This is a genomic window from Corynebacterium sp. HMSC070E08 (assembly GCF_001808895.1).
GTDB lineage: Bacteria > Actinomycetota > Actinomycetes > Mycobacteriales > Mycobacteriaceae > Corynebacterium > Corynebacterium hiratae.
The window spans coordinates 1,511-16,013 of record NZ_KV794762.1; the positions used below are offsets into that span (position 1 = coordinate 1,511).

The 14,503-nt window shown below is 62.5% G+C and carries 10 protein-coding genes; 4 read left to right on the forward strand and 6 right to left on the reverse strand.

The window, feature by feature from the left end:
- Positions 1–198: 198 nt before the first annotated feature.
- Positions 199–3,444, reverse strand: a complete 3,246-nt coding sequence (locus tag HMPREF2526_RS07055) for an ExeM/NucH family extracellular endonuclease (protein ID WP_246819878.1) — start codon at positions 3,442–3,444, stop codon at positions 199–201.
- 229 nt (positions 3,445–3,673) lie between these two features.
- Between HMPREF2526_RS07055 and purS the strand changes: the two genes are divergently transcribed.
- From purS to purL, 3 genes are read left to right on the forward strand one after another with little or no spacing between them, the layout of a single operon-like run.
- Positions 3,674–3,904, forward strand: a complete 231-nt coding sequence (purS, locus tag HMPREF2526_RS07060) for a phosphoribosylformylglycinamidine synthase subunit PurS (protein ID WP_039676532.1) — start codon at positions 3,674–3,676, stop codon at positions 3,902–3,904.
- On the forward strand, positions 3,904–4,566 hold the full coding sequence (gene purQ, locus HMPREF2526_RS07065; RefSeq protein ID WP_049154757.1) for a phosphoribosylformylglycinamidine synthase subunit PurQ: 663 nt from the start codon (positions 3,904–3,906) through the stop codon (positions 4,564–4,566). The genes purS and purQ overlap by 1 nt, the downstream gene beginning before the upstream one ends.
- 28 nt (positions 4,567–4,594) lie before the next feature.
- On the forward strand, positions 4,595–6,892 hold the full coding sequence (gene purL, locus HMPREF2526_RS07070; RefSeq protein WP_070516656.1) for a phosphoribosylformylglycinamidine synthase subunit PurL: 2,298 nt from the start codon (positions 4,595–4,597) through the stop codon (positions 6,890–6,892).
- A 137-nt stretch (positions 6,893–7,029) separates the two neighbouring features.
- On the opposite strand, the gene HMPREF2526_RS07075 is transcribed toward purL, so the two are convergent.
- Together HMPREF2526_RS07075 and HMPREF2526_RS07080 are read right to left on the reverse strand one after the other, a co-directional pair.
- Positions 7,030–7,989: an Abi family protein gene (locus tag HMPREF2526_RS07075; protein ID WP_070511040.1), complete on the reverse strand. Its 960-nt coding sequence runs from the start codon at positions 7,987–7,989 to the stop codon at positions 7,030–7,032.
- Between the two features lie 267 nt (positions 7,990–8,256).
- Complete coding sequence (locus tag HMPREF2526_RS07080) at positions 8,257–9,294, reverse strand: alpha/beta hydrolase (RefSeq protein ID WP_046649318.1); 1,038 nt, start codon at positions 9,292–9,294, stop codon at positions 8,257–8,259.
- Positions 9,295–9,537: 243 nt separating this feature from the next.
- Between HMPREF2526_RS07080 and HMPREF2526_RS07085 the strand changes: the two genes are divergently transcribed.
- Positions 9,538–10,239 (forward strand): PAQR family membrane homeostasis protein TrhA, encoded by a 702-nt coding sequence (locus tag HMPREF2526_RS07085; protein WP_046649317.1) that lies wholly within the window; start codon positions 9,538–9,540, stop codon positions 10,237–10,239.
- Positions 10,240–10,269: 30 nt separating this feature from the next.
- Here the strand turns inward: HMPREF2526_RS07085 and HMPREF2526_RS07090 are convergent, their stop codons facing one another.
- From HMPREF2526_RS07090 to HMPREF2526_RS07100, 3 genes are all read right to left on the reverse strand, one after another.
- Positions 10,270–10,905 carry a DUF6891 domain-containing protein gene (locus HMPREF2526_RS07090; protein WP_049157184.1) on the reverse strand — a complete coding sequence of 212 codons (636 nt, stop codon included), beginning with the start codon at positions 10,903–10,905 and terminating at the stop codon, positions 10,270–10,272.
- Positions 10,906–11,000: 95 nt separating this feature from the next.
- Positions 11,001–13,085: an acyl-CoA dehydrogenase family protein gene (locus tag HMPREF2526_RS07095; protein WP_070511038.1), complete on the reverse strand. Its 2,085-nt coding sequence runs from the start codon at positions 13,083–13,085 to the stop codon at positions 11,001–11,003.
- 31 nt (positions 13,086–13,116) lie between these two features.
- Complete coding sequence (locus HMPREF2526_RS07100) at positions 13,117–14,415, reverse strand: acetyl-CoA C-acetyltransferase (protein ID WP_070511036.1); 1,299 nt, start codon at positions 14,413–14,415, stop codon at positions 13,117–13,119.
- Between the last annotated feature and the right edge of the window lie 88 nt (positions 14,416–14,503).

Here is a 14,503-nt window from a genome sequence, read left to right on the forward strand (position 1 = left end):
GCAGATGGTGTCGGCAACGAGGTTTCCAGTAGGCACTTCACAGTGCGGGTCCCTGGTGTGTTCAGATGGTTGATTAGGAACTTTCATTTTCACACCAGGGGCCCTATATGCTGTGGTGACCCGCTGAACCCGTCGTGGCCAACTTCACCTCGCTACGCACTCTGAAACCGGAAGAGCCATTAAACTCAGGAGAGCGCTCTATTCAGACTCGGTTGGCGCGCAGGCTGCGGCGATGATGCCAAGCGCAGCCAGTAGACCAATGCCACCGGCAGCGTACTGAGCCTCACGCGGGAAATCGCGAGTGAGCGACTCAATCTGCTTCTTCACTGGCTCAAGGCCTGGGATGTTGAGCTTTGCGCCGAAGCTTCCGAGGAAAGCCAACGGAATGGCGAGTGCTGCTGGGATGGTGAGGCCGAGGACCGTCGGCAAGCAGCGCTCACTCACAGAGGAACCACCTGCCGGGGCGGCTGGCTTGTCGCCGGACTTGACGGTTTCTGAGGTGCCGTCGGTGTAGGTGATGACGAGGTTACCGTCGGCATCCGTGGTCACGGACTTAATGCCGCGGCCGTCCTTGCCATCTTTACCGTTTGCGCCATCGCGGCCGGGTGCGCCATCGAAGCCATCGCGGCCCGGCGTGCCCTGGTCGCCCTTCGCGTCGGCGAGGGTACCGAGAATCTCAGAGGTGCCGTCGGTGTAGGTGACGACCACCTCGCCCTTGTCGTTGGTCGTCACGGACTTGATGCCGCGGCCATCTTTACCGTCGGCGCCGTCCTTACCGTCCTGGCCGGCGTCGCCCTTGTCGCCCTTAGGGCCCTTGTCGCCGTCCTTACCGTCCTTGCCATCGGCGCCGACGACCTTGCCAGCATCCTCGGTGGTGCCGTCGGTGTAGGTGATGATGAGGTGGCCCTCGTCGTCAATGGTGACGGACTTGATGCCGCGGGCGTCGTCAGTCGGCGCTGGGTCCTCGGTCTTGTCACAGTCCTTAAGATCGTCAGCAGAGCGGGAAACCTGGGCAAGGTTGAAGCCCACCTTGACCGGATCGTGGTCGGAGGAGCGGTACGGGTTATCGGACTCAAAGACGTCCCCGCCGGTGTAGTTGCGGCGAGAGTACTCCATGGCAATCGGCTCATCGGAGTTGATGTTCCAGGTCTGTGCCGCCTTGGCGCCGACGTGCTCGTTGGCCAGGATGTGGTCGAGGGAGCCGAGGCGGCCGGAGAACTGGTAGGAGGCCACGTCCTGCCAGTCCTCTTGTGCGTTGAGCTCCTCAACCGGGATGGTGTAGCCGGCGTTGCGGAAGACGGAGATGGCATCTTCCTTGGAGTAAGCGTTCAAGTCACCCATGACGAAAGTGGCCTTCTCCTGCCACTGTGGCTGCTTGGACAAACCATCCAGGACTGCCTGGGCGTGGGCATTGCGCACGTTGGGGTTGTTGCCCTGGCCGTCGCCGGTGTCCTCGTCGCCCTTAGCCACCGAACCCTTGGACTTGAAATGGTTGGTGACCACCACGAAGGAATCCGGGCCCTCAGCAGTGCATTTGTCGGAGACGGGCTGGAACTCGGCGGCGAGCGGGGTGCGGGCGGTGCCCTTGAAACGCTCGTCCTCTAGCAAGGTGGCCTCACCTACTGGCTGGACGCGGTCCTTCTTGTAGATAATCGCGGTGCGGATGACATCCGTGTCCGCCGCGGAGTTCGCTGGGGCCTTGACGTAATCCCACTTCTCAGAACCCGCGCGGGAGTTGAGTTCATCTACGAGGTACTTCACGGCATCGTCATAGGTGCCCCCCACGGTGTTCGCGGCGTTTTCGATCTCCGACAAGCCAATGACATCGGCATCGAGGCCCTCCAGCGCGGTGAGGATCTTGCCCTTCTGGTCATTGAACGCGGACTCGGACCACGCCCCGCGGAAGGTGGGGCTGTCGGAGCCGACGCCGTTGCCAAAGCGGTTCTTGTACGCCTTCGCGCCGTTGTCCTCACCCAAGTTGATGAAGAAGTTCAGCACGTTAAACGCCGCCACGGTGTAATCGCCAGCCACCTGCGGGGCCTCCGGGCGGGCCGGGTCCCACGTAATCGGTAGGTCTGCGGTTACGGAGTCACCCGTAATCATCGTGGTGGGCTGGAAGCGCCACTGCTCGTGGCCGTAGCCCAGGATGACGCCAGAGTCGGCAAACTCCACCTGGTTGGTGGTGCGGATGGTCTTCACATCCGAGCCGTTCTGCATGATGTACGGCAGCTTCGTCGACGCGCCATCGCGGGTGAAGTCACGGGTGGAGCCGTCATCCAAGATGACGTACTTCGCCGCGTTAGACGCTTCCATGTCCTTTTGTTCCTGAGTACCCGGGGAGACGATATCGGTAGGTTGGCGCAGCGCCTCCGTACCCGGGGCCAGGCCCAACTCGCCGTAGCGGTTGAGGCCGTAGTTATCAGTCACTGTGTGCACGCCGGGCTTGAGCAGCATGGATTCGAGCTTCTCTCGGGCCTCGTCGCCTTCCGGCAGGGCGTCGAGGGACAGCGGGGTGACGGGATCGAGTGCGGTGTTGAGGACGGAGCCCTGAGCCAGGGCGATTTGGGTCTGCCCAAAGTACTCATCAACGGTGCCGGTGACCTCCACAGAATCCCCGATGGCCGGGTAGAAGCCGGTGCCGCCGGAGTAGACGAAGACCGCCTCGGAGGCCTCGGTCGGCGCGGTCTTTCCCGTGCCCGGGGTCTGGATGGTGAAGCCGTTGAGGGACTTCTCACCCTTCCACACCGCGGTGACGACGCCCTGCGTGGTGACGTTCTGGCCCTTGAGTGGGGACTCCGCGCCGGTGCCTTGAATCCCCGGGATGGTGACGGTCGCGCCTGGCTCGGTCGGGGTGGGGTCCGGTTGCGGGGCTGCACCGCCGGCCGACTTCGGCGTTGGCGCAGCCGCAGAGAAGTCCGCGGAGTTGTCGTCGGTATCGGTCCCCTCGGTGTCGCGCTGGGCGGAGGTGGAGTTGTTCAAGGCTTTGGTGGGGGAGCCCTCGCTGAGCGACGCCGCCCCGTACCCCACGAGGTCCACCTCGGCCCCGGAGGCGTCGTAAAGCTTCACCGAGCCCTTGGAGCCGGACATGGACAGCTTGCCCTCGTGATCCGGGGTGGGCAGCGGATCGCCTGCGCCGCCGCCACCTTCCTGGATGAGGAAGTAACCCCCGGCCGGGATGGAACCGGACAGGTCGTGCTTGCCGCCCGAGTTGCCGGAGGAGGAAAAATATTCGACGGACCAGCCGGAGAGGTCAATGGCGCTATCCGTCGGGTTGTAGAGCTCGATGAAGTCATGGGTAAAAGCGGCACCCTTGTTGCCGCCGCCACCATAGACCTCCGAGATGACGGCAGTGGAGCCATCCACCGCGGCGCCGGCCTGGGGGACAACGACGCAGGTAGACACTAATGCAGCGATGGCGAGAGAGCCGATGCGTGTGAGGCGCATGAGAGGTTCCTTTAATCAGCGAGAAAATGACAACGCATCTGGTTCTACCTGCCTTCGCCGCCACGGGATACCGGAGGACAACGCGCGAGCTGGGGGTTAAGCCGGGATTCCCCAAGAATTCTTCAGCCGTTTGGTTTGAATTCACCACCCCCAAAGATTCCGAATCTTTCCCGCTGGCGGGATAGACTGGCGGGGCACCTATACTCACGCACAGTAAGGCAGAATTTTCATGGCTCGTGTAGTTGTCAATGTCATGCCCAAGGCCGAGATTTTGGACCCGCAAGGTCAGGCCGTCGTCCGCGCGCTGGGCCGCCTGGGGGTTGCTGGTGTCAGCGACGTGCGCCAGGGCAAGCGCTTTGAAATTGAAGTCGATGATTCGGTCAGCGCCGAGGAACTCGAGAAGGTTGCGTCCACCCTTCTGGCGAACACCGTGATCGAGGACTACGAGGTTATCCAGTAATGAAGATCGGCGTTATTACCTTCCCCGGCACGCTTGACGACGTCGACGCGGCCCGCGCCGCCCGCACCGCCGGCGCCGACGTCGTGTCCCTGTGGCATGCGGATGAGGACCTGCGAGGAGTGGACGCCGTCGTTGTTCCCGGCGGCTTTTCCTACGGTGACTACCTGCGCTCCGGCGCCATCTCTGCGCTGGCCCCAGTCATGCGCGCGGTGGTGGAAGCAGCGAATAAGGGCATGCCGGTGCTCGGCATCTGCAACGGCTTCCAGATTTTGACGGAGGCCGGCCTGCTGCCCGGCGCCTTGACCCGCAACCAGGGGCTGCACTTCCACTGCGTGGATACCTACCTCGAGGTGGCGAACGCGCAGACCTCCTGGACCAGCGAGTTTGAGCAGGGCCAGCGAATCCTGATTCCGGCTAAGCACGGCGAGGGCCGCTTCCAGGCGGATGCGGAGACCGTGGAGCGCCTCGAAGGCGAAGGCCGCGTGGTCTTCCGCTACACGGATAACTTCAATGGCTCCATCAACGACATCGCCGGTATCACCAACGAGGCCGGCAACGTGGTGGGGCTCATGCCGCACCCGGAGCACGCCATCGATCTTCTCACCGGCCCGTCCACCGACGGTCTGGGTTTGTTTGTGTCCGCCCTCAAGGTCGTCGCTTAACCCGCGCCGACGGTTATAAGGAGAAACAATGACCGTACACAACGACACCGTCGAGCAGGCGGCCGCGCAGCCCGAGCTGGAGCAGCCCTACCGCGAGTTGGGCCTGAAGGATGACGAGTACGCGCACATCCGCGAGATCCTGGGCCGCCGCCCCACCGACGCCGAGCTGACCATGTACTCGGTGATGTGGTCGGAGCACTGTTCTTATAAGTCCTCCAAGACGCACCTGCGCTACTTCGGCGAGACCATGACCGAGGAGATGGGCTCCAAGATCCTCGCCGGCATCGGTGAGAACGCCGGCGTGGTGGACATCGGAGACGGCAACGCGGTGACCTTCCGCGTGGAGTCCCACAACCACCCGTCCTACGTGGAGCCGCACCAGGGTGCGGCCACCGGCGTGGGCGGCATCGTCCGCGACATCATGGCCATGGGGGCTCGCCCGATTGCCGTGATGGACCAGCTGCGCTTCGGCCCGGCTGATGCTCCCGACACCAAGCGCGTTTTGCCCGGTGTTGTCGGCGGTATTTCGCACTACGGCAACTGCTTGGGCCTGCCCAACATTGGCGGCGAAACTGTTTTTGATGAGTCCTATGCCGGTAACCCGCTGGTCAACGCGCTGTGCGTGGGCACGCTGAAGGTGGAGGACCTCAAGCTCGCTTTTGCCTCCGGTACTGGCAACAAGGTCATGCTCTTCGGTTCGCGCACCGGCCTCGATGGCATCGGTGGCGTGTCCGTGCTGGCTTCTGACACCTTCGAGGACGGCGCCGAGCGCAAGCTGCCGGCCGTGCAGGTGGGTGACCCGTTCGCGGAGAAGGTTCTCATCGAGTGCTGCCTGGAGTTGTACAAGTCCGGCATCGTCGTGGGCATCCAGGACTTGGGCGGTGCGGGCCTGGCCTGCGCCACCTCCGAGCTGGCCGCCGCCGGCGATGGTGGCATGGAGATCAACCTGGACAACGTCCCGCTGCGCGCAATGGATATGACCGCTGCAGAGATCCTCGCCTCCGAGTCCCAGGAGCGCATGTGTGCCGTGGTGACCCCGGAGAACGTGGAGAAGTTCAAGGAGATCTGCGCGCATTGGGATGTCACCTGCGCTGAGATCGGTGAGGTTACCACCGGCAAGCACCTCATTATCCGCCACCAGGGCGAGGTCGTCGTGGACGCCCCGGCCGGCACCATCGCGGACGAGGCCCCGGTCTACGACCGCCCCTATGCCCGCCCGGAGTGGCAGGATGCGCTGCAGGAGTTCCAGGGCGTCGAGAAGCAGGACCTCACCGTGGCGCTGAAGAAGCTCGTGGCCTCCCCGGCGCTGTGCTCGCGTGATTTCATCACCAACCAGTACGACCGCTACGTGCGCGGCAACACCGTGCAGTCCCACCACGCGAACGCTGGTGTGCTGCGCATCGACGAGGAGACCGGCCGCGGTATCGCGGTATCGGCCGATGCCTCTGGTCGCTACACCAAGCTGGACCCGAACATGGGCACCCGCCTGGCGCTGGCGGAGGCCTACCGCAACGTCGCCGTCACCGGTGCCCGCCCGGTGGCCATTACCAACTGCCTCAACTACGGCTCCCCGGAAAACCCGGACGTGATGTGGCAGTTCCGCGAGTCCGTGCATGGGCTTGCCGACGGCGCCGTGGAACTCGGCATCCCCGTCTCCGGTGGCAACGTCTCCTTCTACAACCAGACCGGCGAGGAGCCGATCTTGCCGACGCCCGTCGTGGGTGTCCTCGGCGTTATCGATGACGTCCACAAGTCCATCGGCAACGAGCTCGGCCTCGTGGAGGAGCCGGAGGTACTCGTGCTGCTGGGTGAGACCAAGGATGAATTTGGCGGCTCCATCTGGCAGCAGGTCAGCGCTCGTGAGCAAGGAAATGAGTCGGAGAATGGTTTGAATGGTCTGCCGCCGCAGGTGGACCTGGCCAACGAGCAGCGCCTCGCGGACTTCTTCGTGGGCAACGAAGGCTTGACCGCTGCACACGACATCTCCGAGGGTGGCCTTGCCGTCACCGCATTCGAGATGGCCAAGCGCAGCGGCGTGGGCTTGAGTCTGGACCTGTCCAAGGTCCATGAGGATGCCTTCGTGGCTGCCTTCTCCGAGTCCGCCTCCCGCGTGCTCGTGGCGACGACCGCGGACCGCGTCGACATGCTGCTGCAGCGCGCTGAGGAGTGCGGTGTACCGGCCGTCGTCGTCGGCCAGACCACCGACAACGGTGAACTGGAACTCGGCGGCGAGTCCATCGCCGTTTCTGAGCTGCGTGAGGCCTGGGCTGCAATCCTGCCGGACCTCTTCGGCCACGCGGTCGGGGCAAACTCCGTGGTGGAGTAGGCCCCACTCACGCTGCTTGTCCCGCAGTTTCTAGAAGAAAAGCCCAGCTTCGGCTGGGCTTTTCTTTCCCCGAAGAGCCGCTTCGTAAGACCCACGAAATTCGCAACTGTTTGTTGCTTCAAAGGCATGAAAAGAACTTAAAGTGTCTTTTCATCCCAGTCGCTTTGAATTCCGATACTGGCTTTTTCAACAAGAGGATTCGTGAGGAAGTGCTGGTTTAATGATGCCACTACTTTGTCAGGCCAGGTAGTCCCAGGGGACACGGTTCGTAGCATATGCGCCATGACAATTAAAGCGCCGAATAGCTTTTCACTTTGAATCTCTGGCAGGAGGTAAAGGCTCCCATTGCTACGGATAACTTCAGTTGGAGCCGGAGCAAAAGAACGATTCCATAGCCTTCCATGGTGCGCACACGTATTCCGAATGATAGTTAGCTGCTCGAGCCAACTTGCCAGCGGATGTTTTTTCGTAAGTTTTTGCTTCTGATTCCTATTCAAACTAGCGAAGTCGATCTTTATATCCAGCGCTTCCGAAATCGATCGCTGATCGTTGGATCCTAAGCCTGCATAGAGCTTTGAAATATCCGAAAAATCGAGCACTTCAGCCACAACCCACATGGGATACTGTCCACCGTATTCATCAATGTAGTGCTTCACGGCGTCGTTCTTCTTTGCCCTCGCGAGTCGTCCATACGCTGTACTCAGCCACGACACGTGGTCGAAGTTTGGCCGAAAGTCGTCTGAGCGGAGGTAGAAAGTAGGATCATTGGGGTGTCGAGTACATAGCAGCTCGACGAGCTTGGTTCGCATCGCTACTTCGATTCGCTCCATTCCGTCATGGATCAGGGTGCGGAGTTTCCTATCGGCTTCATATAAGGAGATGACGTGCACAAAATCGGTACCATCGACGAAGTGACTTGAACGACTAGTTCCGTCTTCATTGAATTGTCTGGCTGGATACCAATAGGCAGAAAGTCGGTAGTAGCTAACGTGTGAAAACCATTGTTCAGCTAAAGCTTTGTCGATCTTCATGCCACGGCTTTGCAACCGAATAATATGCTCGTCAATGGTCGCTGCTGGCTTGAGCGATGAAGACATGGGAAGCCAATCTAGAGAGGGGACGAGTTGTTGTGGGGATCGGTTCGGCGGAACGGCGTAAATAGAGATCCAGCCCACTCCGAGTTTCCGAAGAGAAACCGGGCGGGCTGAACTATTAACCAGCATTTTACCGCAGGACCTTGAAATGCGTCAATCCCACTTTTCAGGTAGACGTGCACGTTGAAGGTCTAGTTGTTCATCCGAGGCTCTGTGAAATTAGGGTGCATCGGGGACATCGCCCGAAGTGAGGCGGCAACCTGTTATTACTTAAGCACCGATGGTGCGGGCGATGGTCTGGTCCCAGCTCAGCTTCATCTGGTGAGAGAAGAGGCCGAAGGTGTGCGAGCCTTGGGGGCTGAAGTAACGGTTCACGCGCACCCCGGCGTTGCGGGCGTTGCGGGTGAATTCCTCCGAGCAGTGGTTGGCCACCATCTCTATCGCGCGGGGCCCGAGCCACTGGCTGGGCTTGTTCGTGCCATCGATGGGGCCCGGGGTGCCGGAGGCCGAGCCCACGAAGACCTCGACGTCGCGAAGGCGGCCGGGATTAGCGTTGGGGTCGTGGTCGAACCACTGCGGGGAGCCCGGCAGGCCCCACGCGTTGAAGGAGGAGCCGCCGCCGTAGGCCATCATCGCGGTGGAAGTGGGGAAGCCAATCGCGCCGGAGCGCACCGGGCAGCCGGAGTAGGAGGCCGCGGCCTTGTAGCGCTGTGGGGCGTGGCCGGCGATGTCGAGTGCAGCACCGCCGGTGGAGGAAACACCACCAATGGCATCGCGGCCGGTGCCGTGGAATTCGGCGTCGATCAGCGGGGGCAACTCAGTGGTCATGTAGGTGTTCCACTTGTTGACGCCCAAGATGGGATCCTCGTTATCCCAATCGGTGTAGAGAGAATAGGCGCCGCCGAGTGGCATCACCACGTTGACGTTCTTGCCCACGGCCCATTGGCGAATATCGGTGTGCGTCATCCAGTTCATGCCCGCCTGGCCGCCCTCCACGCCGGGCAGCAGGTAGAAGGAGGGGCGCGGCTTATCGCCCTCGGGGAGCAGGACGTTATTGGAAATCACCGCACGGTTGGCCGGGGACCACACGTCCACCACCCAGTGGTTGCCGCCCATGTGGCGCTGTGAGGTGATGAAAGGCTCGTCGCCCAGCCAGGGCTGCGGGTTGGTCACGCGCGAGGAAACCTCGCCGATCGTGCTGGACTGAGCGGAAGCGGAGCCGACGCCTGCCGACGCCGCCCCCAGCGCCACCATGACGGCCGCGAGCAACGTCGCGGTGCGGCGAGGAACTGAGACATAGGAAAACACAAATAGTGAAGTTTACTTTGTCGGCGCCTTCGAACTGCACATAGCGGCAGAAAACCTGGCGGTAACTTTCGCTTAGCCCTTGTCCGCTGCAGCGCCCCGCCGTATAGTTACGGGTACGTAAGTTTTGAGGGTGAATGCGTTATTCGCATGACCCTCATTTCAGACAAGGCAAGGGCCCTCACTATGAACGCACCCAGTGCTCACATATCCTCCCCGCAAGAGTTTCCAGTTGAAGACAGCTCTATGCGCGAACACAGCACGATGGAGCAGCTCATCCAGCGCACCTATTGGATGGCGGACCGTGGTCCGCGTCCACTGACGCGCGGCTGGGGCCATTTCTTTGCCGCGATTGCTTCCCTCATCGCATCGACCGTCCTCATTACCTTTGGGTGGATGACGTTGCCGTGGTGGCAGGGTCTCGCGGTGACGGTCTACGGCGTGGGAGTGGTGGGGCTCTTTACGGTCTCAGCCCTGTACCACCGCTGGCCGTGGGTATCGATGCGCGCGGTGCAATGGTGGCGGCGTGCTGACCACGCGACGATTTCTGTGTTTATCGCGGCGACGTACACGCCGCTGTGCGCCATCGTGCTGGAGCCGACGCAGGCGCTATGGATGCTAACTGCGGCGTGGGTGGGCGCCATCATGGGCGTGGTCTTGAATTTGGTGTGGATCAATCATCCGCGGTGGTTGGATGTGGTGGTCTACCTCGTCCTGGGCTGGCTCATTCTGCCGCTGCTGCCAAACCTGTGGCAGTCCGCGGGGCCGGCTGTAGTGTGGCTGCTGTTCGCAGGTGGGGTGGTGTACTCGCTGGGTGCGTTGATGTACGGCTTCAAGTGGCCGGGGCGTAATGCGCGCTGGTATGGCTACCACGAACACTTCCACACCGCGACGATCGCCGCGGCGGTGGTGCACATGGTAGCCATCTGGATGGTTGTGGCGGGCTAGCCCTATACAGGGCTAGCGTTGTGGGGCTATTTACTCGGCATCGGTGAGATCTTCGGCGAGGGGGAATTCGAGAGCGACGTCCTGGCACAGAACGCGCGCTGTCGTCGAGCCATTCCACTCGGGATCAAAGCCCACGGCGCGCAGGGCCTCGACGAGTTGCTCGCCGACCTTGATGGTTGCTTCTTCGTTTTCCTCCATCGCGGAGAAACCGAAGTACAGCTCGCCGTCGTAAATAACTCGGCTGATGTCCTGTCGGTGGCAGTAGGCATAGCCGCTGCGGCCTTCCTTCTCAGCGAGCTTGGAGCCTACCCAGACGCCGTCTGAGAGATCCCAGGCCTCGTTGAACGTGAAGGAGATATCGCGCTGAGCAAGCTCCTCGCGCAGGGCTTCGAGGCGCTTAACATCCTCCGACTTTTCTGTGACCAGCCGGCCGTATTCTGCGGCGACTTCGTCGATGATGGTGTCAAAATCCTCTGGATAAGGTTCCTCGTAGCTGGCCTCCCATTCGGAGGGGTCATCGAGGACTTCAATGTAGTCGTTGTGGATGTCCTGGCGAGATTCGCCGTGGCAGAGGCGCAATGCGATGTCATTGCGAAGCGGACTTGGCTCAAGGAGATCATCGGCGGGTGGGAAGGAACTGGAGAACATCGGATGCTGTGTGGTCATAGCTCAGAGAGTAACCAGCCCCTATCGCTACTTTCAGAAAACTAGGGAGGGCACCCCGCCAGATGGCGAAAGTGCCCTCACTATGCGTGGAGTGACTAGACGTGGAGCGGATCCACTCCGGCCTCGGTCAGCATCGGGATGTTGTGTACCTCAGGCGGAACGCCGAAGGCATCGACGAGCACGACGGACCACGGTGCCAGCGAATCCACGAGGTCGTTGATGGCGGCGCGGGCGGCCTTGATGCGGCCTGCCGGGATCAGGTTGTGTTCCTGGTACCAGCCCGCGTGCTGGACCAAGGTGTCGAAGACGAAGAGGTGGCGCAGCTGCTCAAAGACCTGGCGTGCCAGCGAACCTTCCTCAAGACGCTCCTCTGCCTCAATCATGGCCTGGACCAACAAGGTATCCACGCGGGCCCAGCCGGCGGCGATGAGGTGATCCTGGCACTGATCCACGATGGCGGCAGCCTGCACCTTATCGGCCTTGCGGGCCGGCTGGATGCGGCGCACGAGGGAGAAGAGGATGGACTGGGCACGGTCGTCGATCAGCTTGGCCTGGTAGGTGGCGTCGAAAAGCGAAGCCTCGGAGGGGTTCACGCGGTCCACGAGGCTTTGCAGGCGGGTGGTGAATCCATAGCGGCGACGAACCACATCGGTGGCGGTGGAGGCTGCGTATTTCACGGTGTCCCACGGGCTCATGTCATTCATCGCGCGGCCATAGGCGGTGAGCAGGTTCTTGCCCACCATCTGGATGAGCACGGTGTTATCGCCCTCGAAGGTGGCGAAGACATCGGAGTCAGCGCGGTAGGTAGTCAGGCGGTTCTCCGACATGTAGCCAGCGCCGCCGCAAGCCTCGCGGCATTCCTGGATGGTGCGGGTGGCGTGCTGGGTCTGCGCAGCTTTGATGGCCGCGGCCAGGGATTCCATCTCGCGGGAGGCGAACTTCTGCTCCTCGGTCGGCTCCGTCACTGACCACGTGCCGTCCTCGTGCTGATCGTTTTGCTCCTGGTAGCGCTCCAGAATCTGGTTGTAGAGCAGGTGCAGCGCATAGGTGCGGGCCAACGGAATGAGCAGACGGCGGCGGTGCTGGCGGTGCTCGATGAGGCGCTTCTCAGCGCCGGTCGCGCCCTCAAACTGGCGGCGGCGGTTGGCGTAGCGAATGGCGATGTCCAGGGAGGCCTCGGTGGCCGCGCCCGCCGCACCGGAGACACCGATGCGGCCGCGGATGAGGGTGCCCAGCATGGTAAAGAAGCGGGCATTCTTGGACTCGATGGGGGAGGTGTACCTGCCATTTTCGTCCACATCGGCGAAGCGGTTGAGGAGGTTTTCGCGCGGCACGCGGACGTTGTCGAAGCGCAGGGTGCCATTATCGACGCCTACCAAACCACCCTTGTGGCCATGATCACCCAGGGTAACGCCTGGCAGCTCGTTGCCTTCTTCATCGCGGATCGGGACGATGATGGCGTGCACGCCGTGGGAGCGGCCATCGCTGTCAGGGGTGATCAGCTGGGTGAAGACGACGGCCGCACGGCCGTCCTTGGCGGCGTTGCCGATGTAGTTCTTCACCGCGGAATCGGAGGGGGTGTTGATGACGAACTCGTTGGTCTCTGGGTCGAAGGTGGCGGTGGTTTCCAGGGACTGCACGTCAGAGCCGTGGCCGCGCTCGGTCATAGCGAAGCAGCCTGGCAGCTCCAGGCTGGCGGCTTTCTTGACCCACTCGAGGTGGCGTTCAGTGCCGAGCTGATCCAGGGCGCCGCCCCACAGGCCCCACTGCACGCCGGACTTAATAGCCAGTGAACCATCAACCCAGGCTAGGCCCTCCAGGGTGAAGGTGGACAGGTTCGGCTTACCGGAACCGCCGTTGGCGCGGCGCAGGCCGTGGTTGAAACCGCCGAAATCGCGGACCTTGGAGAGGTTGTCAAAGGTGTGCTGGCGCTGCTCTGCCATCGGCAGGTCCGGCTTCGGGAAGAGCGAAGGGTCGTTGAGGAAGGTGCGCAGCTCCTGGCGGAAGGCGGCGTGGGGGCCGTCGAGAAGCGCAGCCAGTTCTGTGGCCACTGAGGGCTTCGGGGTGGTGGGCAGGCGGTGCGGGCTGCGGGCCTCGGCCTTGGGGGCGTCGGTCGTGGCCTGGTTGTTGAGTTCTGGTGAGACGGATTTCGTGTCCGAGGAAGACTTGGTGAGTGGCATGGTGGGGGTCCTTTCTGGGGAGGGAAGTTTCTTAACGCTCGACGATGGCTGCAACACCCTGGCCGCCGGCCGCACAGATGGAGACGAGGGCGCGCCCACCACCGTTTTCTTCGAGAATCTTGGCGGTAGTGGCGAGGATGCGGGTGCCGGTGGCGGCGAAGGGGTGCCCAGCGGCAAGGGAGGAGCCCTTGACGTTGAGCTTGGCGCGGTCGATGGGGCCCAGCGCAGACTGCAGGCCGAGGCGCTCGCGGCAGTAGGTCTCGTCCTCCCATGCAGACAGGGTGGCGAGTACCTGGGACGCGAAGGCCTCGTGGACTTCGTAAAAGTCGAAGTCCTGGAGGGTCAGGTTGTTGCGCTCCAGCAGGCGCGGGACCGCGTAGGTCGGCGCCATGAGAAGCCCATCGGGGCCGTGGACAAAATCGACCGCCGCGGTCTCGGAATCGACGAGGAAGGCGCGGGGCTCGATATTGTGCTCGGCTGCCCACTCCTCGGAGCTCAGCAGGGCGACGGAGGCGCCGTCGGTCAGCGGTGTGGAATTGCCCGCGGTCATGGTGGCCTGCGTGCCGTGCTGTTCGGCATCGCGCTTGCCGAAGACCGGCTTGAGCTTGGCTAGGGCCTCCAGGGAGGAATCCGGGCGCAGGTTGGTATCGCGGTTGACGCCGAGGAATCCGGTGGTGAGGTCATCGAAGAAGCCCTCTTCCCAGGCCTGATGGAGGTTCTGGTGGGAGGCGAGTGCCAGCTCGTCCTGGGCTTCGCGGCTCACGTTCATTTCGCGGGCGGTGATGGCGGCGTGATCTCCCATGGACAATCCGGTGCGCGGCTCGCCGTTCTGCGGCTGCTCCGGGGCTAACTGCGAGGGTCGGATGGAACCGATGAGCTGGGCGCGCTGAGCGGCGGTCTTGGCGCGGGTGAGGTTGAGCAGCGTGCGGCGCAGGGTGTCATTGACGGCCAGCGGGGCATCCGAGGTGGTGTCCGTGCCTCCCGCGATGCCGGCGGAAATTCGGCCCTGGGCAATGGCATCGCCGACGTGGATAGCCGCCGCCAGGGAGGTGCAGCAGGCCTGCTGCACGTCAATAGCTGGGGTGGTCGAGTCGAGCGCGGAACCGAGGACCGACTCGCGAGTGAGGTTGAAATCGCGGGAGTGCTTGAGCACGGCACCCGCGGCGACGAGGCCGAGGCGTTCGTCGTGCAGCCCGTAGCGCGCCACGAGGCCGTCGAGCGCACTGGTGAGCATGTCTTGGTTGGACGCGTGAGCGTACTGCTTATTGGAGCGAGCAAAGGGAATGCGGTTGCCACCGAGGATGGCTACGCGGTGCGGGGGGTTGGTCATCAAAAACTCCTTCGCGAGTGGTCTGGTGCGAATCGCCCCAGTGGGAGAGGGTAGCAATCCCACCGCGCGTTTCGCATCACAACTAAGG

Bases quoted from the DNA above. Each gene is read 5' to 3' on its own strand.
- HMPREF2526_RS07055 (WP_246819878.1), bottom strand. From the start codon at position 3,444: ATGCGCCTCACACGCATCGGCTCTCTCGCCATCGCTGCATTAGTGTCT.
- purS (WP_039676532.1), top strand. From the start codon at position 3,674: ATGGCTCGTGTAGTTGTCAATGTCATGCCCAAGGCCGAGATTTTGGAC.
- purQ (WP_049154757.1), top strand. From the start codon at position 3,904: ATGAAGATCGGCGTTATTACCTTCCCCGGCACGCTTGACGACGTCGAC.
- purL (WP_070516656.1), top strand. From the start codon at position 4,595: ATGACCGTACACAACGACACCGTCGAGCAGGCGGCCGCGCAGCCCGAG.
- HMPREF2526_RS07075 (WP_070511040.1), bottom strand. From the start codon at position 7,989: ATGTCTTCATCGCTCAAGCCAGCAGCGACCATTGACGAGCATATTATT.
- HMPREF2526_RS07085 (WP_046649317.1), top strand. From the start codon at position 9,538: ATGCGCGAACACAGCACGATGGAGCAGCTCATCCAGCGCACCTATTGG.
- HMPREF2526_RS07090 (WP_049157184.1), bottom strand. From the start codon at position 10,905: ATGACCACACAGCATCCGATGTTCTCCAGTTCCTTCCCACCCGCCGAT.
- HMPREF2526_RS07095 (WP_070511038.1), bottom strand. From the start codon at position 13,085: ATGCCACTCACCAAGTCTTCCTCGGACACGAAATCCGTCTCACCAGAA.
- HMPREF2526_RS07100 (WP_070511036.1), bottom strand. From the start codon at position 14,415: ATGACCAACCCCCCGCACCGCGTAGCCATCCTCGGTGGCAACCGCATT.